Origin of the sequence: Pseudomonas sp. NFACC41-3 (genome assembly GCF_900109505.1) — a bacterium.
Taxonomy (GTDB): Bacteria; Pseudomonadota; Gammaproteobacteria; order Pseudomonadales; family Pseudomonadaceae; genus Aquipseudomonas; species Aquipseudomonas chlororaphis.
This window is the reverse complement of sequence record NZ_FOAE01000001.1, coordinates 962,805-982,175: the sequence shown is the minus strand read 5'-3', so window position 1 is coordinate 982,175 and position 19,371 is coordinate 962,805. Positions and strand designations below refer to the sequence as shown.

Here is a 19,371-nt window from a genome sequence, read left to right as displayed (position 1 = left end):
CGATAGACCCGCAGGGTCTCCGGCGCCAGCAGGATCGCCGCGAGCGTGCCGCTCGATCGCAGCCTTCGGCAGCGGCTACACAGGCATTGCGCGGGAGCGGAATATCGAGGGGGGCGATATGCCGTGGCTCAGGAAATACCCAGGGCTTTCAAGCGTCGATACAGGGTGCGCTCGCTCAGGCCCAGGGCCTTGGCCAGTTCGCTGCGCGAGCCTTCGAACACTTCCAGGGCGTGGGCCAGTTGTTCCAGGTCCTTGCCCGCGCGGCGCCGGCTCGGCGGCGTTGTGGCGGCGGCGCTGCCGGCGCGCAATTCCTCGGGCAGGTCCTCGACGCGGATCACCCCGTCGTCGCTGAACAGCCGCGCCCGTTCGAGGATATTGCGCAGCTCGCGGATATTGCCCGGGTAGGCATACAGGCCCAGGCGCTCCAGGGCCTGCGGCGCGACCCGCGGCACCGCGCCCGGCGCCAGGCGTTGCAGCAGGCTGTCAATCAGCAGCGGCAGGTCGTCGCCGCGCTCGCGCAGGGCCGGTAGGCGGATCGGGAAGGCGCTGATGCGGTAGTACAGGTCCTGGCGGAAAGTGCCGGCGGCGACCATTTCCTTGAGCGGCTTGTGGGTCGCCGAGACCAGGCGGAAGTCCGAATGCACGGTGCGCAGGCTGCCCACCGGGCGAAAGCTGCCGGACTCGATCAGCCGCAGCAGCTTGACCTGCATCGCCAGCGGCACTTCACCGATCTCGTCGAGAAACAGGGTGCCGCCATGGGCCGCCTCGGCCAGGCCGATCTTGCGTTGCAGGGCGCCGGTAAAAGCGCCCTTCTCATAACCGAACAGTTCGCTCTCCAGCAGCGACTCAGTCAGGCCGGTGCAATCGACCACCACCAACGGCCCGCCGGCACGTGGGCTGCCGTCATGCAGGGCGCGGGCGAACAGCTCCTTGCCGGTGCCGGACTCGCCCTGGAGCAGCACCGGGATCTGCGACGGCGCCGCCCGCTGCAGGGCACTCAAGGCCGCATTGAAGGCTGGCGAACGCCCCACCAACCCCTTCTGCTGCGGCTGCACCGAGGCCACCGCCACCGAACTCAGACGCTCGACGTAAGCCACCACCTGCCCCGTGTCGCCGAGGATCGGCCGCAACTCGACGTCCACATGCTCCGGCCCGCGCGGGGTGTGATGGATATGCAGCAGGCGTTCCGGCAGGCGGGTCTCGAAGGCCTTGCGCATCGGGCAATGCTCGCCGGCCTGGTCGCAAGGCACCGCGAACTGGTGGGACACCCGGTAGCACTTGGCGCCGACATGGGGCTTGCCCTCGACACCGAACTGGCGCTGGTAGGCGGTGTTGGCGGCGAGGATGTTGTAGTCGGTGTCCAGCAGGATCGTCGGCTGCGCGTCATGCTCCAGATAGGACATCAGGGCTAACATTTCAGGATTGGCGAGGGCATTCGGGGACTGGGGCATGGCAACTCCTGGGCGTTGCGCGGCAGCTTAAACCATGGGCCCGGCTTCTGCCATTTTCTGCCAGAAACTGCCAATCGACTGCCACCTACAATTGACAGTGACAGCCAGAACGCCCGTTCCAAGCCTTTGAATTCAATGAATGGGCGGTAAAAGCAGCGCGCGCCGGTTGGCACGCTTATTGACAGTCCAAGGGTCTGTACGAAAAGTCGGCGAGCGAAGGTCAGGCAAGGCAAAAACAGGCGAGGAACGGCCGGGGTCGCGTTCGACTGTAGGGACCTACATGAGCATTCCGAGCCTGTTTTTAACGCAGCATGGCCGAGCGCAGCCACTTTTCGTACAGAGCCTAGGGACGATTGCCCGCCCCGACCGCCGTCACCCTATTGCTCGGAGAACCCCATGATCATCGGCGCATCGCTGTGCGTAGAAGCCTTTTTTGACAGCCAGACGTGGACCATCAGCTATCTGGTGATGGACCTCGACACCCGGCGCTGCGCGCTGATCGACAGCGTGCTGGACTACGACCCCAAGTCCGGCCGCACCCGCACCGAGTCCGCCGACAAACTGATTGCCCGGGTACGGGAACTGGACGCCCAGGTCGACTGGATCCTCGAGACCCACGTGCACGCCGATCACCTGTCCGCCGCGGCCTACCTCAAGGCCCAGCTCGGCGCCAGGGTGGCGATCGGCAACCAGATCACCGTGGTGCAGCAGGTGTTCGGCCAGCTGTTCAATGAAGGCCAGGGCTTTGCCCGCGACGGCAGCCAGTTCGACGTGCTGCTCGAAGACGACAGCCGCTTCGCCATCGGCAACCTCCAGGCCCGCGCCCTGCACACCCCCGGCCATACCCCGGCGTGCATGACCTACCTGGTACAGGTCGCTGAAGAGACCGTGGCCTTTGTCGGCGACACCCTGTTCATGCCCGACTACGGCACCGCCCGCTGCGACTTCCCCGGCGCCGACGCGCGCACCCTGTACCGCTCCATCGGCAAGATCCTCGCCCTGCCAGCGCAGACCCGGCTGTTCATGTGCCACGACTACCTGCCCAACGGCCGCGAGCTGCAATACATGACCACGGTCGCCGAACAGCGCGCCCACAATATCCATATCCATGAAGGGATCGACGAAGACGCCTTTGTGCGCATGCGCGAAGCCCGCGACGCCACCCTGGAAATGCCGGTGCTGATCCTGCCGTCGGTGCAGGTCAACATGCGCAGCGGCCAGTTCCCCGAGCCCGACGACAACGGCGTGAGCTACCTGAAGATCCCGCTGAACGCCCTTTAAAACCTATAACGCCACTCCACCAGGAGACGCTGCCATGCGCCCCATTTCCCCCATCCCACGAGCCGTCAACGGCAGCCACCAGGTGCTGATCGTCGGCGGCGGCGCGGCCGGCATTGCCACCGCGTCCAGCCTGATCAGCCGCGAACCGCACCTGGACGTCGCCATCATCGACCCGGCCGACACCCACTATTACCAGCCCGGCTGGACCCTGGTCGGCGCCGGGGTGTTCCGCGCCGAAGACACCGCGCGCAGCATGGCCTCGCTGATCCCCAAGGGGGTGAAGTGGATTCAGGCGGCGGTGAGCAGCTTCGAGCCGGAGCACAACGCCCTGCTGCTCAACGACGGTCATGTGCTGGGTTATGACCAGCTGATCGTCTGCCCGGGCCTCAAGCTCGACTGGAACGCCATCGACGGCCTGAACGAAACCCTGGGCAAGCACGGCGTGACCTCCAACTACCGCTACGATCTGGCGCCCTACACCTGGCAACTGGCGCAGAACCTCAAGCAGGGCCAGGCGCTGTTCAGCCAGCCGCCGATGCCGATCAAATGCGCCGGCGCGCCGCAGAAGGCCATGTACCTGTCCTGCGATCACTGGCTGCGCAACGGCCGGCTGGGGCAGATCAACACCCGTTTCTTGAATGCCGGTGGCGTGCTGTTCGGCGTGCCGGACTATGTGCCGGCGCTGATGGAATACGTGAAGAAATACGACATCGCCCTGGATTTCGGCCACAACCTGGTGGCGGTGGACGGCCCCGGTAAACGGGCGACCTTCGTCCGCAACGGTGCCGATGGCCAGCAGGAACGCATCGAACTGCCCTTCGACATGCTGCACGTGGTGCCGCCGCAGACCGCCCCGGACTTTATCCGCAACAGCCCGCTGGCCGACGCCGCCGGCTGGATCGACGTCGACCCGCACAGCCTGCGGCACAAGCGCTACAGCAACATCCACGGCCTGGGCGACGGGACCAATACCAGCAACGCAAAAACCGCCGCGGCGGCGCGCAAGCAGGCGCCGGTGGTGGCCACCAACGTGCTGGTGAACCTCAAGCGCCTGCCGACCCGGGCCCAGTACGACGGCTACGGCTCCTGCCCGCTGACCGTGGAGCGCGGCAAGATCGTCCTCGCCGAATTCACCTACGGCGGCAAAGTCGCGCCGAGCTTTCCGGCCTGGCTGCTGGACGGTCGCCAGCCGACCCGCCGCGCCTGGTGGCTGAAGGAACGCATCCTGCCGCCGCTGTACTGGCGCGGCATGCTCAAGGGCCATGAGTGGCTGGCGCGGCCGAGCCTGGTGACGGACCTGCCGGAATCATGAGTGAGTACAGCTTGCTGGGCGCCGGCCTCGGCGCACTGATCGGAGCGATCCTGGCATTGACCGGGGCCGGCGGCGGGATTCTCGCGGTGCCGCTGCTGGTGTTCGGCCTGGGCCTGAGCATGGTCGAGGCGGCGCCCATCGGCCTGCTCGCGGTGGGCCTGGCGGCCGCCGTGGGCGCGGTACTGGGGCTGCGCGAAGGCATCGTGCGTTACCGCGCCGCCGGCTTCGTCGCCGCCATCGGCATCCTCATGGCGCCCGTGGGCCTGTGGCTGGCCCACCGCCTGCCGAACCTGCCGCTGGCCCTGCTGTTTTCCGCGGTGCTGCTGTACGCCTGCGGGCGCATCCTGCGCAAGGCCACCCGCGAACTGCGCCACGGCCAGCCGGCACCCCGCGCGGCCTTCCAGCCCTGCGTACTCAACCCCTTGCAGGGCCGGCTGCGCTGGACCCTGCCCTGCGCCCGCGCGCTGACCGTCACCGGCCTGCTCTCGGGGCTGCTCTCCGGGCTGCTCGGGGTCGGCGGCGGCTTCGTGATCATCCCGGCGCTGACCCGCTACACCAACCTGGACAGCAAAAGCATCGTCGCCACCTCCCTGGCGGTGATCGCCCTGGTGTCCGCCGGCAGCGTGATCACCGCCAGCCTCAGCGGCGTGATGCACTGGGCGGTGGGCGCGCCCTTCGCCATTGGCGCGGTGCTGGGGTTGATCGCTGGCCGTCAGGTCGCCCGCTACCTGGCGGGGCCGAGGTTGCAGCAGCTGTTTGCCTTGGTGGGGATGCTGGCGGCGGTGATGCTCAGCCTCGGCGCACTCGGCGCCTGGCACTGAGCTCATGAACTCGCTCCCACTGTGGGAGCGAGCTTGCTCGCGATAGCGTCCACTCAAACGACAAAAACACCCCGGCAATAAACCGTTCCTACAACCAAATCAGCCACTGCGTCGCCGCTTGCAGAATCCTCCTAAATCCCTGCCCCGCCATTCCCGGTACGGTTTCCAGCGCCCCTTTCGCCTGAACCAGGACCACCCATGGCCAGCAACGGACCCGGGCCGATGCCCAATCTTCTACGGCCCGCCAATCCCAACCAGAGCCCCGCCGAACGCGCCGCTGAAACCGAAGAGCCCAGCTACGGCGAACAGCTCTGGGCGCAGTATGAGAAATACGCCAAAGAGCCTGCGCCACCGCCTGAAAAGGTCCAGGTGGCGCTGCGCATCGGCGTGTTCTTCGACGGCACCGGTAACAACGCCAGCAACTCGGCCATGGGCCAGATTTGCGGCGCGCAACATGCCATTGAAGCCAGGGATATCGATGGCAACTGCAAGCCGTATATGAGGGATCCGGAGAGTAGTTATGGGAATGATGTGAGCAATGTTAAGCGGTTGAGTGATTTGTACTATTCCACTCAGACGCCTGAGGGTGAAGGTCTGCAAAAACGTGCCTTTCACTCCATTTATATCGAAGGTATCGGAACGCGGACTGGCGAAAAGGACAGTCTGATTACCTCGGGAACAGGGCGCGGCGATACGGGAATATCAGGATGTGTGCAGAAGGCATTTATTGCGATCAAGCAACGTATTGGTCTTTTCTTCGAGCAGAACCCGGACAGCGAAATCTTATCCCTGACCTTTGACACTTTCGGCTTTAGCCGAGGCGCCGCAGCGGCTCGGCACTTTGCCAATGAAGTCGTGCGCTGGCTGGGGCCGCTTGAACTGATTCTGCACGACCACTCCAATGCCTTCAGCCCCCGTTTCAACCGGCAGTACGGCCACGATGTTGATATGGGTTTTATCGGCCTGTTCGATACGGTGCCGTCGGTTGCCGGCGTGAGTAATCTGGGCAACGTGCGCAGCGCCATTGCTCCGGGTATCAAGCTGCACCTCGACCGCCGCTACTTTCGCTCAGTCGTCCAGTTGGTCGCCCGGGATGAGCATCGATCCAACTTCGCCCTGAGCCGAGTCAAACCCGACCATATGGAGATCACCCTGCCCGGTGCGCATTCGGATATCGGCGGCGGTTATCTGGATGAGGTGCAGGAATGTGTACTGGTCAGTCCGATGCAGGCGCTGGAGGTACCACTCAATACTGACGTGACCCAGACCTCGATTTACCGGGACGCAACCCAGATCAGAAAACGCTGGTTGGCCAAAGGCTGGCCCGCACAATGGCTGGAAATCATCACACCGGAGCCGATGGTTCTGCCGCAGGACTCACAAGACCGCCTCGGCTTACGACAAAAGCGGGTGTATGTCGGTGTACAGCTCAAGAGGCCCATGAGCAACAAGCTGGCGAAGGTGTATCTGCGCGTCATGTATGAACTGGCCAAGGAGAACGGTGTGCAGTTCGAGGACATCCCAGAAACAACCGAATATGCGATTCCATTGGAGCTTCAAGCGCTTTGTGACAGATTTATCGCCGGTGACTACAGTACAACTCCAGCCGAGGAGGCGATGCTCAAGCTGCGTTACATCCATCTCTCGGCCCACTGGAACCACCCGCTTGGCAAGCAGGATGGCGGCAGCCTTAAAGTCGTCTATATCAATGCCCCCACGGCGGATGCCGTGCGTGTGCAACACCCTCACGTACCTGACTGGACGCTTTGGTAATGAGAGTATTCATCGCCCTCCTGGGCGCACTGCTGTTGACTGGCTGCCTGGCCAGCGATCCACTTTCAGGTAAAAACGACCCAAAAAACCCTTGGTGGGAACTTGGATTTACCGAACCCTATTACATGAAAGTCTGGGTCGAGGACAGCGCGGTAGAGGACATCAACGGAAAACAGTTTCACCGCACGGGTGGGACTGCTGCGGGTGGCCGCCCTGGTTACAAAAAGGAATGGGCCAGAGGTTGGGACGGAGTTGGTATTGATGGCAAGTCCGTGGTCGGTGCCGACCTGCCCAAACGCATTTTCGTGCGCTGGCAATCGGTGGTTGAACCGCAAACCTATCGGGTATGGATCGACATCCCGGAAGAGGCCCGACAGATCATGCGCAAGACCACCGCCCGTCGGTGCCCAGAAACGCCACAGCAAACCGCCAGCTATATGGCCTCAGTCAATCTGGGATTGGCGCCAGGGGGCATTGTTCAGGTCTGGGTAAGAGATGAATGTCATCACCCGATCAAAGTCACCCGCGTCCAAGCCGACGTTGAGCCTTTAGGGCCGAGCCAAGGCAAAACCAATGGCCGTTACGCCTACCAGATCAGTGAAGAGTCCAAACGCTACATAGAGAAGTACGGCATTCCCTATGGCAGTTGGTAATCAACTTCCTTCTGTATATGAAGAGCAGGTTGCTAATAAACCCTATCCACTCATGCAACTGACTGGACGCTTTGGTAATGAGAGCATTCATCGCTCTGCTGGGTGCACTGCTGTTGACTGGCTGTCAAGTCACCCATTATCCGGAAAGAATGACCCACACTTGCCTTGGTGGAGCCTGAACTTCACCGAGCCGTATTACATGAAGGTATGGGTTGAAGACACAGCGGTAGAGGATATCAACGGCATACTGTTCCGCCGGACTGGCAGTGGTTCTGCTGCTGGCGGCAACCCAGGCTACAACAAGGAATGGGCCAGAGGCTGGGATGCCGTTGGGGATACTGGCAAACCAGTGGTGGGGGCTGATCTCCCGAAACGTATTTTTGTCCGTTGGCAATCCGTGGTAGAGCCACAGACGTATCGGGCGTGGGTGGATATCCCGGAAGAAGCCCTACAGATCATGCGCAAGGCAACTGCCCAACGCTGCTCTCTGTACCCTGAACGTAGCTCTTCTTATCTGGCATCCCTCTATTTGGGGCTGGCCTCTGGCGGCATAGTTCAAGTGTGGGCCAGAGATGAATGCTATCGTCCGGTCAAGGTCGCTCGTGTCCAGGCGGAGATTGAACCGCTGGGACCGCACCTCGGTAAATCAAACGGGCACTATTATCCGCTACCCGAGAACTCCAAGCGCTACATAGAGAAATACGGAATTCCCTATGGCAGTTGGTAAACACCCCCTAGCGAACAATCCCCACCAAGGCTAGTGTCCAGACCTACCCCTCAAAGGACGCCCCACATGGACTGTGAAATCCGCCCCGCCCACGCGCAGGACGTCGACGCCATCAGCCGCCTGATCATCGCCACCCTGCAGACCAGCAACGCCCGGGATTATCCCGCCGCGGTAATCGCCCAGGTGCAGGAAAACTTCAGCCCGCATGCCGTGCGCCAGCTATTGAGCAAACGCCAGGTCTGGGTGGCACAGGCGGCCGGCGAAATCGTCGGCACCGCCAGCCTCGACGGCCATGTAGTGCGCTCGGTCTTCGTCGCCCCGGATAGGCAAGGCCAGGGCGTCGGCCGCCAACTGATGGCCGAACTCGAGCGCCAGGCCCTGGGCGCCGGCCTCACCCAGCTGACCGTGCCCTCCTCGATCACCGCCGAAGGCTTCTACGCCAACCTGGGCTTTCGCACCCTGCGCGAGCAACACCACGGCGAAGAACGCACCCTGATCATGCAACGCGAGCTGACACCAACCCCGTAGCCGCTGCCGAGCCCGCGAGGCTGCGACGACCGGTCCGCGCTCGGGCAAAGCAGTCGCAAAACCTGCAAGCACAGCCTGTCTGACTAAACACCAAGACCAACCTACAAAACCGAGCCCGGCTCAGGGCAAAGCCTCAAACCGCCCACTCCCCTCATTCCACTGAAACCCCGGCAACCTGCAGTCGCTCAAACTGAACCGCAGGCTCTCCCCCTCGGCCTGCACCTGCAACATATCCACCCCTTGATACAGACAACCCGGCGCCGCCAGCGTCAGGGTCTGCAGCGGTTTGCCGCTGGCCTTGTCCACCACCTCGATCGCCGTTATCCGCTGGTCATTGCCCTGCATCGGCACCTGGAAATACCAGCGTTTGGTGGATGCGCTCTGCAACAGCGTGGTGTTCGGCTGCGGCCACGAACGGTCCGAGTCCACCAGCGCCACCAGCTTCAGGCTGATGGGCAAGGTCTTGCCAGTGCGATAGCTGGTCCAACTGCCGCGCACCTGCTCGCTCTGGCGGCTGACCATCAGGTCGTTGAACTGCAAGCGCGCCACCGGCAACCCCTGCTCGTCCAGCTCGTCCATGGCCAGCACCTTGTTGCTGAAGCTGAAGGTCGGCTTGAGGCGGATCGGCGTGCGATAGCGCTGGTAGGCATAGGTCCCCTGGTACAGCGCATTCTGGCTGCCCAGCGTCAGCACAATGGCCTGCTTGCCCAAGGTGCCCTGGTACACCCCATGGGCCGCTTGCGCCGGCACTAGCCACGACACCAGCAACAACGCCGCCAACCCACGAAAAACATTAACCCGCCGCATCAGAAACGCCCCTCGAGAGACTGAATGAATTCCAGCCGGTCAGGGCTGATCACGCGGTAATAGTCCCTACGCTGGGTGCCCGCACTGAAGTTGATAAAGTCCTGCTTGCTGAACTCCATCTGCCCGCCCGCGGCAAAGCGCACCGTGCCCTCGGCGGCCAACTGCTCCAGCTGCGGATGGCGCAGATACGCCTGGGTCTGTGGGTGGTACAGGTAATACTGGGTCGGCGCGCACAGCACACTGCCGTACGGGCCGTTCAAGCTGTAGCCCTGCACCTGGAAATCCAGGGTGGAATCGGCATCGAAATGCTCGAAGGTCAGGGTGCGGGTCCCGGTCGGAGCCAGGCACCACTGCCCGCCCACCTCCTGCACCACCTCGCCGGTGGCCCGGCTCAGCACCCGGATAGTGTCCACCCGCCCCCTGTCCTCCCCGGCATTGCGCACGGCATGCACACTGAAATAGAACTGCTGGTCGGCCGCCGGCTGCAACAACTCACCGTCAAAGGCCTCGCGCTGACTCCCGCCAAAGCGCATCACCCGCTGCAACCGCAACGGCTGCTGCACGCCTGTGCGCAAATCGACCAAGGCCCCCTGCAACGCCTCGGCCCCCTCGGCAAAGGGCTGCAACGACACAGCCGCCGCCGGCAACGTCGGGTTATCCATGATATTGATCAACAGCCCCCTGTCCGGGCGAAACGGCGTGAGCTCCAAAGGCATCGGCAAGCGCTCGGCCCCGCTAAACCAATAGCCAGACATCCCGCCGCCATATTGCGAGTCATACACCAGCGCCAGCTCCACCGGCGTATCGCCGAGCGTGCCGCGATAAGTGGTGACCGGGTTGGCGCTGGCCGTGGGCACACCCAGCGCCATACCCACCAACAGCGCCGGCGCCAACCGGGATAGAAAATGCCGCAAGCGAGACACACCACCCCGCTCCCCAGCCTCTACTCGCCTCCCGCCACCAACGGACTGGGTCATGCCTGCGCTCCTTGCAATGGGTAAAAGGCGCGCAGGATAGCAAAGTCTTACGCCCTGTAGCCGCTGCCGAGCCCGCGAGGCTGCGATGGGGCGCGCAGCGCCCCCAAACCGGCACACCCCAATTGTCCAGCTACACCTCAACGACTGAATGGCGCCACGGCCTGGACCTGCGGTAGCCGCTACGGAGTTTTACAACCATCCCGCTTGCGACAAGGACCAACGACTCAGCCTCGCCCTACCCACAATCGAGACCTTTCCTACAGCCCTGCCGTTGTTCCGAATCCGCCCCCCACCTATAGTTTTCACGTCTGCTGATTTCGATCAGCACAGGGGTTCGCAGCCTTAACGAGAGGACATCCAATCGGCATATTTTTCGACAAGGAACAGCGATGAACACCCAAACCCCATCCGAACGCTTTATTCCCCTGACCCCAATTGCCAGCGATACCCCAGTGCTTTTTATTGACAGCCACGCACCTCTGGTAGACCTGCATGCCTGTGCTAGCGAGCGTTTACTCACCACTCTCGACTATCTGAATCTGATGGCTTGCACTAGCTTGCGCGACTCCAGCGACAAGGACATCGATACTGTGGCTAATACCGCCAGGCTGTTACTGCAGGATGTGCGGGATGTGTTGGCGGTGATTGAGACACGCGCCTTTAGTGCCTGACTAAAAACAACAAGAGCCGGCTACTCACCGGCTCTTTATGCACCCGAGAAGACCATTAGAGAATGACTAGTCTTGACGTTCTACAACCACCCCTCACAAAGCATCTCTGTTTGATCGAGGATCATCTGCGCAGCATCTTCAGCTTTATCCGGCGGGTAGTCGTACTTACGCAAAATCCGCCGCACCAGAATACGCAGCTTAGCCCTCACACTTTCTCGACTGCTCCAATCAACACTGACATTTGCTCGCAGACTCGCAGTCAACTCATGAGCAATCTTTGCGAGTGTCTCATCACCCAATTCGCGCACCGAGGCCTCGTTGGTGGCCAGGGCATCGTAAAACGCCAACTCATCATCATTAAGTCCAAGCTCATCACCGCGCTTGCTCGCAGCAGCGAATTTCTTGGCCATCTCGATCAACTCTTCGATCACCTGAGCCGTTTCAATCGAACGGTTTTGGTAGCGCTTAATCACATTGGCCAGCAGCTCGGAGAACTTCTTTTCCTGGACCAAGTTGGAGCTGTAACGGCTCTTGATTTCACCTTCCAGCAAGCGTTCCAACAGCTCTACCGCAAGGTTCTTCTCCGGCAGGTTACGTACGTCGGCAAGAAAAGCATCGTCGAGCAGACCGATATTGGGCTTGTCCAGACCCACCGCCTCGAAGATGTCCACCACATCCCCAGAAACCACGGCATTACCGATGATCTGACGAATCGCCAACTCACGCTCTTCATCAGTCTTCTTTTGCTGACTGACATCGCGCTTGATCAAAATCACCTTGATCGCTTGGAAAAAGGCCACTTCCTCACGTACAGCCTTGGCTTCATCCAAGGTGCAGCACAGAGTGAAAGCCTTACTCATGGCCAACGCGTTGTCAGCAAAACGCTTTTTACCGTCCTCCAGGCCCAAAACATGGTTGGCGGCCCCTGCCAGCAGCTTGTGGCCTCCGGTCAGAAAATCGCTGTAATCGAAGCCGTGTAACAGGCTACGCAGGACATCAAGCCGCTCCTCCAACACCGAGTAGGCTTCATGAGCATCCACCGTCGGGCGCCCTTTACCTTTGCTGCCGGTGTATTCCCTCAGCGCAGCTTTCAGCTCATTGGCGATGCCGATGTAGTCCACCACCAAACCGCCCTGCTTATCCTTGAATACGCGGTTAACCCGGGCAATAGCCTGCATCAGGTTGTGGCCCTTCATCGGCTTGTCTACATACAACGTATGAACACAAGGCGCATCGAAACCGGTCAACCACATATCGCGAACGATCACCAACTTGAGCGGGTCGAGGGGGTCCTTGAAGCGTTTTTCCAAACGTTTCTTAACCTGCCCTGAGTAGATATGCGGCTGCAACAAAGCCTTGTCCGAAGCGCTACCGGTCATCACGATCTTGATCGCGCCTTTCTCCGGGTCTTCGTCGTGCCAGTCAGGACGCAGGGCAACGATTTCGTTGTACAAGTGCACACAGATTTCTCGGCTCATGGCGACCACCATGGCTTTACCGGGCATCTGTCCCATACCAACCAGCCCCAGATTACGCTCCTCGAAATGCGTGACCATATCCGCCGCTACACTGTGAATCCGCGGCGAAGCACCCACTACCTTTTCCAATGCAGCCCAGCGGCTTTTCAAGCGAGACTGTTGCTCGTCCTCTTCATCTTCGGCCAGCTCATCCACCTGATCGTCGATTTTCGGTAGCTCGCTGTCCTTCAAGGACAGCTTGGCCAAGCGTGACTCATAGTAAATAGCAACAGTGGCACCGTCTTCTGTGGCCTGCTGCATGTCGTAGACATGGATGTACTCACCGAACACCGAGCGAGTATCGCGGTCTTCGCTGGACACCGGAGTGCCGGTAAAGGCCACGAACGTAGCGTTCGGCAGCGCGTCGCGCAGATGCTGGGCATAACCCACCTCATAACGCGCCCGGCTTTCCGCTGCCTGAAGTCCAGTTGGCGCTTTCAGCTCGGCATTGAATCCATATTGAGTGCGATGAGCTTCGTCAGCGATAACTACGATATTGGGTCGCAGGGACAGTACCGGAAAGCTGTCTTCATCCACGCCGGGCATAAATTTTTGAATGGTGGCGAACACAATGCCACCACTGGGTCGATTGGCCAGTTTGGCCCGTAGATCACCACGGGACTCCACCTGGACCGGCTGTTCCCGGAGTAAATCCTGAGACAGGGAAAACACCCCAAACAGCTGGCCGTCCAGATCGTTGCGGTCGGTGATGACCACAATGGTCGGGTTCTCCATCGCTGTTTCCTGCATCACCCGAGCGGCGAAACAGGTCATGGTGATGCTCTTGCCCGAGCCTTGGGTGTGCCAAACCACGCCGCCCTTATGGCTACCGCCAGGACGCGAAGCCACGACCACCTGTTGAATAGCAGCGCGCACGGCATGGAACTGGTGATAACCGGCAATCTTCTTCACCAGACGGCCGTCATCTTCGAACAACACGAAATAGCGCAGGTAATCGAGCAGCATTTCCGGGGCCAGCGCACCACGTACCAAAGTTTCAAGTTCGTTGAATTGCCCCAGCGGGTCGAGTGTTTCACCGTCGATGGTGCGCCAATTCATAAAGCGCTCGATATCCGCCGACAGCGACCCCATTCGAGCTTCAGTACCATCGGAAATCACCAGGATTTCGTTGTACTGGAACAAATCCGGAATCTGCTCTTTGTAGGTCTGAAGCTGCTCAAACGCTTTACCGAGATCCGCCTTTACGTCAGCCGGGTTTTTCAACTCCAACAAGACCAGCGGCAACCCGTTAATGAACAGGATGATGTCCGGCCGACGAAGCTTCTTCGGCCCTTGGATACGGAATTGATTGATGGCCAACCAATCATTGGCTTTGACTTCGGCCCAATCGATCAAGCGCACAAAATCGCCGCGGCTTTCGCCGTCCTTCTGGTACTGCACAGGTACGCCACTGACCAGTAGGCGATGGAACAAGCGGTTGGCCGAAAGCTGCACCGGCAAACCCAACTCCAGCACCTGCTTAAGGGCATCTTCGCGGGCTGCCAACGGCACCTTGGGATTGAGCTTGGCCATCGCACTGCGTAAGCGCTCGACCAACACCACTTGCCGGTAGTTATCGCGCTCGGGGTGTTCTCCGTCGTGGGCGATGTCTGGCCCATACAATCGTGTGTAACCCACCTCCTCCAGCCAGCCGAGGGTTTCCTGTTCCAGTTGGTCTTCGGTCATTACGGCATTAGTCCCTTATCAATCCTCGACATTGGCCAGCAGCAGGCTGCCCAATAAAGTCGCTCCCCCAGCCTCACAGGTGGGGTCATCTAGTTATTGGCCACCCACGTCGCCCCTTGTGCAGTCAATCGGTACTTCTGTGCCGGGCTGCGTGGCGAATCGGGGTGAGTCATTTCGATCAACCCGGCCACTAATGCCGGGTTCAAATAGTTGTTACGGAAGGTCGGGCGATGCGCCAATTGCAGGTACTGCATCAGCTCTCCCGCTTTCAGGGCAACGCCGCCACCCAGCACTTGGAGCAGCCGAGCTACTTGGTCGCTTACTTGATCGGTTACTTGGTCGCTTTGGCCACCATCAAACAACGCCTGTTGCAAGGCTTGCAACATGAACTCCACGAAAGGCGTGGCCTCGCTGCGTTGATCCGCAGCACTCAGCGCAGCGTAATAAGCCTCTTGCTGCTCGCGAATCACCGTTTCCACGGGCAGCCAGGCCAAAACGGGACGCCATAGACTGAGAATCAGCGTTTGCCACAAGCGCCCCATCCGCCCGTTGCCATCGGCGAACGGGTGGATGAACTCGAATTCGTAGTGAAATACACAGCTGGCCAACAGTGGGTGCAGATCCGTGCTGGACAACCAACTAAGCAGGTCGTCCACCAAGGTGGGTACACGGCTAGCCGGCGGAGCCATATGCACCAGCTTTTGCTCGCGATAGATACCGACCCCAGCACGGCGGAACTGTCCGGCATCGTCAATAAGCCCGTGCATCAACAGGGCATGAGCCTCCAGCAAATGCTCACGCAACGCCGGGCGCCAGCCAGGCATGGCCTCATAAGCGGCAAAAGCATTGCGCACTTCCTGGATCTCCCGGGGCATGCCTAATACCCGCCTACCCTCCAGAACGGCCGTCACCTGCTCCAGGCTCAACGTGTTGTTTTCGATGGCCAGCGAAGCTTGGATAGTGCGAATGCGATTACCCCGCCGCAGCTGTGGCGTCAGGGTCGCCTCATGCCGCGCCGACAACCGCCCCACCTGCTCGCTGATCTGCGCAACAAGCGCGAGCATGGTTGGGGTCAGGGTCAACGGCGGCTGGTAGCGGCTCATGGGCTAGGCCACCGCTCGGCGAGAAGCTCGGGATTGCTCACGCAGAGGCCTCCCATTCCTTGGCGGTTAACTCGCCGGTTTGGTGGAAGCGCCGGACACGTCCGAGGAACTCGGCAAAATCGCTATTTTCTTCGCTTAGACGGTTGCACATGTCCCAGTCGATATCGCTGCGTTCCCGCGCAGGAATCAGGATCTGGCTTTCCGTGGGGTTCTCCACATCCAGTTGAATCACCCCAATGCCATGGGCAGCGGCGAGCATACGCAGCTCTTTGAGCGTGCCATCGCCTTCCACCGTAGCGGCCGCCAAGTAGCCAAAATGCGCCCAGGAGGAATTGGACACCGTCTGGAAGAAACACTTGCGGGCATTGGAGCGGTTGAGCAGCAGCTTGACCTCGAACGACCACAACCGAGCGCGTCGCTCACCCAATACACGAACGCACTCACGCACATCCGCCGTCCAGTCAGCGGTCAGGTTTTCCAGCCCGACCAGATCCGGGTGCAGCCATTCATTACCGCCGCTGCCAGCGCGGTTGGAGGAGCGTTTTTCGTTGATACGCATGGCGTTCACGCACTGCTCTTCTGACAGCAGGTACTGCGCCAGCAAGGGATAGAGCGCGTGCTCACGTAACCGCGAGGACTCGGGCAGCTCTGCGACTTCAGGTGACAGGCCTTCCGCCGCTGCGACCTCGGCGTTAGCGTCCAACTCCGACCAGTAATAGTGACGTGGCCGGCCTTCAGTGGTTTTCAGCTGAGGTTGCTGCTTCTGCCAGCGAGGACGCGAGCCGGCAATTTCGGCCGCCAGTTGCTGCACGAGATCGGTGTCAGTCTGAATATGGCTGCCGCTACCGGCTTTTTTGACCGCGCATTCGGCGGGGAACTGCTCGAATATCCATTGCGCCAGTTCACGGGCGGTGTGCTGGGTATCGGGCTGGTTTTGTAGGCGTTCGATAACGCGTTGGCGCAGGTTGAGAGAAGCCATATTTAAATAGCCTCCGACAAGATCTTTTCCGTGGCGGCTATCGCTTCTGATAAGCGTAGTTGGCCGGAGATAAGGCGGGGTAGAAGGGTGTCGCGGAGTTGGGTGAGGCTACTTACGCGGCTTTCGTTCAATGCAATACTGCTTTTCAATGGCGAAACCAGCTCGTCAAAGGCAGACAGAATCGGCGCAGACGGAATCAGGATGGGAAGGTCGCTTAGCTTCGACTTAGCTAACTCTGTTTGCCCAGTAGAACCCTCTCCCATAGCTTCAATTTCCGGCTGTTTGCGGGCTATCCACTGCCCCAAAAAAGTCGAATTCAATAAAGGCCCAGCACGCACTACGGTGACATGGGAGTCTGCAATTGCTAACTCTGGAAGTGCAAGTACCTGGGCGACCCGCCCGAGAGTGCCAACACCCGTTGAATTTATCAAAACATCTCCAACCTTAAGCATACGTCCATCAATCTTGCGCTTCAGAGGATCGTGTCTGCGGGCTTTGGTGTAATCCACCGAGAAGTCGCGGATACACTTCTGGTTGATCACCAATACACCATCGTCTTCGGTATACTTTGGTGAAATTCCTCGGCTCAAATAGTCACAAACATCCCCAAGTTTTGCAGTACTCCATCCACTCGGAGCCACGCCCTGAGCTGACTCCTCCAAGCCATCGGGAAAAAGAGATAAGATAGAACCATCCATACCTTCCGGCTCAAGCCCTTCACTTTTAGAGCGCACTGGATCGAAATCAACGAACCAAGACTTGAACAGCACTTTAGCGATAGTCTCAAGAGACGCATTAGTTTCCTTCAGAAGCTCAACTCTTGCCTCAATTATCTCGAGCAGTTCCACTAACGAATTTTCTGCTTCTGTCGGCACAGGAACTCTAAAGCCAAGAAAATCCTCACGAGCCAATCCTAAAGTGGTAGTACCGGTCCCACGAGCACGACAGTACTCACGATATATAGGAGTTCTTAAGAGCCAATATATATATTCTGCTGAAATGGCCTTCTTATCAAAAACCAACTTCACGGTATCTTGAGTTAAACGCCCTTTCTCTACATTTTTTGGTACTCGCGCTACTGAACCAAGCAAGTCACCAGACTGAGTGACATCTTTTAGAGATACATAAAGATCACCAACACCTAGGGTAATTTTTTCAGGTGACTCTCCTCCATATGTTTTAAATGCGCCCTGCCTAAACCCCCCGTTGGGCTGAATAGATGCAAGCCCCAGAAGAACAGGGCCAGGTAAACCGAGAAGATTGCCTTTATACGTTGTGCCCCGCTGCAAACTGACGAAGTCCCCTAGCGTAAAATAACGATCAGAACTCATACCCTATCCCCCCCAACTTCTGGAGAATTAACTGATCGAGCTTTGCCCCCTTAGTTATCTGCTCATTCAACAATGCGGTGAGGATCTGCATCTTGTCAGCAAAGGCTTCGTCATCCTCCTCTATCACCGCAGCCCCAACATAACGACCAGGCGTCAATATATGGCCATGCTCGGCGATTTCGGCAAGGGACACGCTGCGGCAAAAACCGACCACATCAACGTACTCTGCGATTTCTCCACCGACATCCAACGGTTCACCGCGCCAATTCGCCACCGTCTGAGCAACGCGCTCCACATCGCTATCCAGCAGCTCGATCTGCACCCGACTGACATTGCTCCCCAACTTACGCGCATCGATAAACAGCACCTCACCGGGACGAGCGACTTTCCGTTTAGTGAGGAACCACAAGCAAGCCGGGATTTGCGTGTTGAAGAACAATTGACCAGGCAGCGCGATCATCACTTCTACCACATCCGCCTCGACCATAGCCTTGCGAATATCACCTTCACCGTTTTGAGTAGAGCTCATCGAGCCATTGGCCAAAACAATACCAGCGCGCCCATTGGACTTGAGGTGAAACAGCATATGTTGCAGCCAAGCGTAGTTAGCGTTGCCTTGCGGCGGTGTGCCATACACCCAACGCGGGTCGCCTTCGAGGCTGCCATGCCACCAGTCGCTGATATTGAATGGCGGGTTGGCCAGCACAAAGTCAGCGCGCAGATCGCTGTGTTGGTTACGGATAAAGGTATCGGCTGGCTCTTTACCAAGGTTGAAGTCAATACCACGAATAGCCAGGTTCATTGCCGCCAGACGCCAAGTAGTCGGGTTGGACTCCTGGCCATAAATGGATACGTCACCCAGCTTGCCGCCATGGGCTTCAATGAATTTTTCTGACTGCACGAACATCCCGCCCGAGCCGCAGCAAGGATCGTAAACCTTGCCATGGTGTGGGTTCAGTACAGCAACCAGGGTTTTAACGATGCTGGCCGGCGTGTAGAACTGCCCGCCCTTCTTACCTTCGGCACTGGCGAATTGACCAAGAAAGTACTCATATACCTGGCCCAGCAGATCCCGGGCCTGGTTGGCATCACCACCGAAGCCGATGGTCGAGATCAAATCGACTAACTCACCAAGCTTGCCGTCCGGCAATTGGGCACGGGCATAACGCTTGTCGAGAATGTTTTTCAGGCTGGCGTTTTCAGCTTCGATGGCGGCCAAAGCTTCGTCGATGCGTTTGCCAATATCTACCTGTTTAGCAGCGGCACGCAGTGACTCCCAACGCGCCACTTCCGGCACCCAAAACACGTTGACTTCGGTGTAGTAGTCACGCTCTTCCAGCTCTTGGGCCAGCAGCTCGGGGCTGTCACTGCCCAGGTAGTAATCATCGTTGGCATCGGTAAAACGACGCTTCAGCTCGGCACTACGGCCAGCGAAGCTGTCGGAGATGTACTTGAGAAAGATCAAACCGAGAACGATGTGCTTGTACTCGGCGGCGTCCATATTGGCGCGCATTTTGTCGGCGGTAGCCCACAGAGTTTTTTGTAGGTCTTGCAGCGTGTTGTTGGTGGTCTTGACCGCAGCTTTAGCTTTACGTCCTGGCTTTTTTTTGGCCGGTTCAGCCTCCAGGCCTTCGGGAGATTCGTTTGGCGTATAACGTGCTCGGGCTTCGTTCAATACTTGCTCGGCGAGACTGCTAGCGGCTTGTTTGCCAGCCTTTTGATCCGTCATGGACAAATTCCTACCTTCAACGCAG

Annotated in this window: 15 protein-coding genes and 1 pseudogene; 8 read left to right on the top strand and 8 right to left on the bottom strand. The window is 59.4% G+C overall.

Annotated elements, in window-relative coordinates:
* Positions 1 to 128: 128 nt before the first annotated feature.
* Positions 129 to 1,451, bottom strand: a complete 1,323-nt coding sequence (locus tag BMY68_RS04460) for a sigma-54 interaction domain-containing protein (protein WP_085531404.1) — start codon at positions 1,449 to 1,451, stop codon at positions 129 to 131.
* Positions 1,452 to 1,847: 396 nt separating this feature from the next.
* On the opposite strand from BMY68_RS04460, the gene BMY68_RS04455 reads away from it, so the two are divergent.
* From BMY68_RS04455 to BMY68_RS04425, 7 genes and pseudogenes are all read left to right on the top strand, one after another.
* Positions 1,848 to 2,732, top strand: coding sequence for an MBL fold metallo-hydrolase (locus BMY68_RS04455; RefSeq protein WP_085531406.1), 885 nt, complete (start codon positions 1,848 to 1,850; stop codon positions 2,730 to 2,732).
* Positions 2,733 to 2,766: 34 nt separating this feature from the next.
* A complete protein-coding gene (locus BMY68_RS04450) occupies positions 2,767 to 4,044 on the top strand; it encodes an NAD(P)/FAD-dependent oxidoreductase (RefSeq protein ID WP_085531407.1) in 1,278 nt (425 codons plus the stop codon).
* Complete coding sequence (locus BMY68_RS04445) at positions 4,041 to 4,865, top strand: sulfite exporter TauE/SafE family protein (RefSeq protein WP_085531409.1); 825 nt, start codon at positions 4,041 to 4,043, stop codon at positions 4,863 to 4,865. Before BMY68_RS04450 ends, BMY68_RS04445 begins: the two co-directional genes overlap by 4 nt.
* A gap of 198 nt (positions 4,866 to 5,063) precedes the next feature.
* Positions 5,064 to 6,638 carry a phospholipase effector Tle1 domain-containing protein gene (locus BMY68_RS04440; RefSeq protein WP_085531411.1) on the top strand — a complete coding sequence of 525 codons (1,575 nt, stop codon included), beginning with the start codon at positions 5,064 to 5,066 and terminating at the stop codon, positions 6,636 to 6,638.
* Positions 6,638 to 7,291 (top strand): DUF2931 family protein, encoded by a 654-nt coding sequence (locus BMY68_RS04435; RefSeq protein ID WP_085531413.1) that lies wholly within the window; start codon positions 6,638 to 6,640, stop codon positions 7,289 to 7,291. Before BMY68_RS04440 ends, BMY68_RS04435 begins: the two co-directional genes overlap by 1 nt.
* Positions 7,292 to 7,368: 77 nt before the next feature.
* Positions 7,369 to 8,018 (top strand): annotated as a pseudogene (locus BMY68_RS04430) (DUF2931 family protein).
* A 66-nt stretch (positions 8,019 to 8,084) separates the two neighbouring features.
* Positions 8,085 to 8,546, top strand: coding sequence for a GNAT family N-acetyltransferase (locus tag BMY68_RS04425; RefSeq protein WP_085531414.1), 462 nt, complete (start codon positions 8,085 to 8,087; stop codon positions 8,544 to 8,546).
* A gap of 120 nt (positions 8,547 to 8,666) precedes the next feature.
* Here BMY68_RS04425 and BMY68_RS04420 read toward each other — a convergent pair whose 3' ends face one another.
* Both BMY68_RS04420 and BMY68_RS04415 read right to left on the bottom strand, forming a co-directional pair.
* The gene (locus BMY68_RS04420) at positions 8,667 to 9,353 is read right to left on the bottom strand and encodes a hypothetical protein (RefSeq protein WP_085531416.1); all 687 of its coding nucleotides are present in this window, start codon (positions 9,351 to 9,353) and stop codon (positions 8,667 to 8,669) included.
* On the bottom strand, positions 9,353 to 10,330 hold the full coding sequence (locus BMY68_RS04415) for a hypothetical protein (protein WP_085531417.1): 978 nt from the start codon (positions 10,328 to 10,330) through the stop codon (positions 9,353 to 9,355). Before BMY68_RS04415 ends, BMY68_RS04420 begins: the two co-directional genes overlap by 1 nt.
* 389 nt (positions 10,331 to 10,719) lie before the next feature.
* On the opposite strand from BMY68_RS04415, the gene BMY68_RS04410 reads away from it, so the two are divergent.
* Positions 10,720 to 11,001: a fructose-bisphosphate aldolase gene (locus BMY68_RS04410; protein WP_085531419.1), complete on the top strand. Its 282-nt coding sequence runs from the start codon at positions 10,720 to 10,722 to the stop codon at positions 10,999 to 11,001.
* An 80-nt stretch (positions 11,002 to 11,081) separates the two neighbouring features.
* Here the strand turns inward: BMY68_RS04410 and BMY68_RS04405 are convergent, their stop codons facing one another.
* From BMY68_RS04405 to BMY68_RS04385, 5 genes are all read right to left on the bottom strand, one after another.
* Positions 11,082 to 14,204, bottom strand: coding sequence for a type I restriction endonuclease subunit R (locus BMY68_RS04405; RefSeq protein ID WP_085531421.1), 3,123 nt, complete (start codon positions 14,202 to 14,204; stop codon positions 11,082 to 11,084).
* Between the two features lie 89 nt (positions 14,205 to 14,293).
* Positions 14,294 to 15,307, bottom strand: a complete 1,014-nt coding sequence (locus BMY68_RS04400; protein WP_085531423.1) for a Fic family protein — start codon at positions 15,305 to 15,307, stop codon at positions 14,294 to 14,296.
* A gap of 37 nt (positions 15,308 to 15,344) precedes the next feature.
* Positions 15,345 to 16,286, bottom strand: a complete 942-nt coding sequence (locus BMY68_RS04395) for a COG2958 family protein (RefSeq protein ID WP_085531425.1) — start codon at positions 16,284 to 16,286, stop codon at positions 15,345 to 15,347.
* 2 nt (positions 16,287 to 16,288) lie between these two features.
* Complete coding sequence (locus BMY68_RS04390) at positions 16,289 to 17,617, bottom strand: restriction endonuclease subunit S domain-containing protein (protein WP_085531427.1); 1,329 nt, start codon at positions 17,615 to 17,617, stop codon at positions 16,289 to 16,291.
* The gene (locus BMY68_RS04385; protein ID WP_085531428.1) at positions 17,607 to 19,346 is read right to left on the bottom strand and encodes a class I SAM-dependent DNA methyltransferase; all 1,740 of its coding nucleotides are present in this window, start codon (positions 19,344 to 19,346) and stop codon (positions 17,607 to 17,609) included. The genes BMY68_RS04390 and BMY68_RS04385 overlap by 11 nt, the downstream gene beginning before the upstream one ends.
* Positions 19,347 to 19,371: the final 25 nt, after the last annotated feature.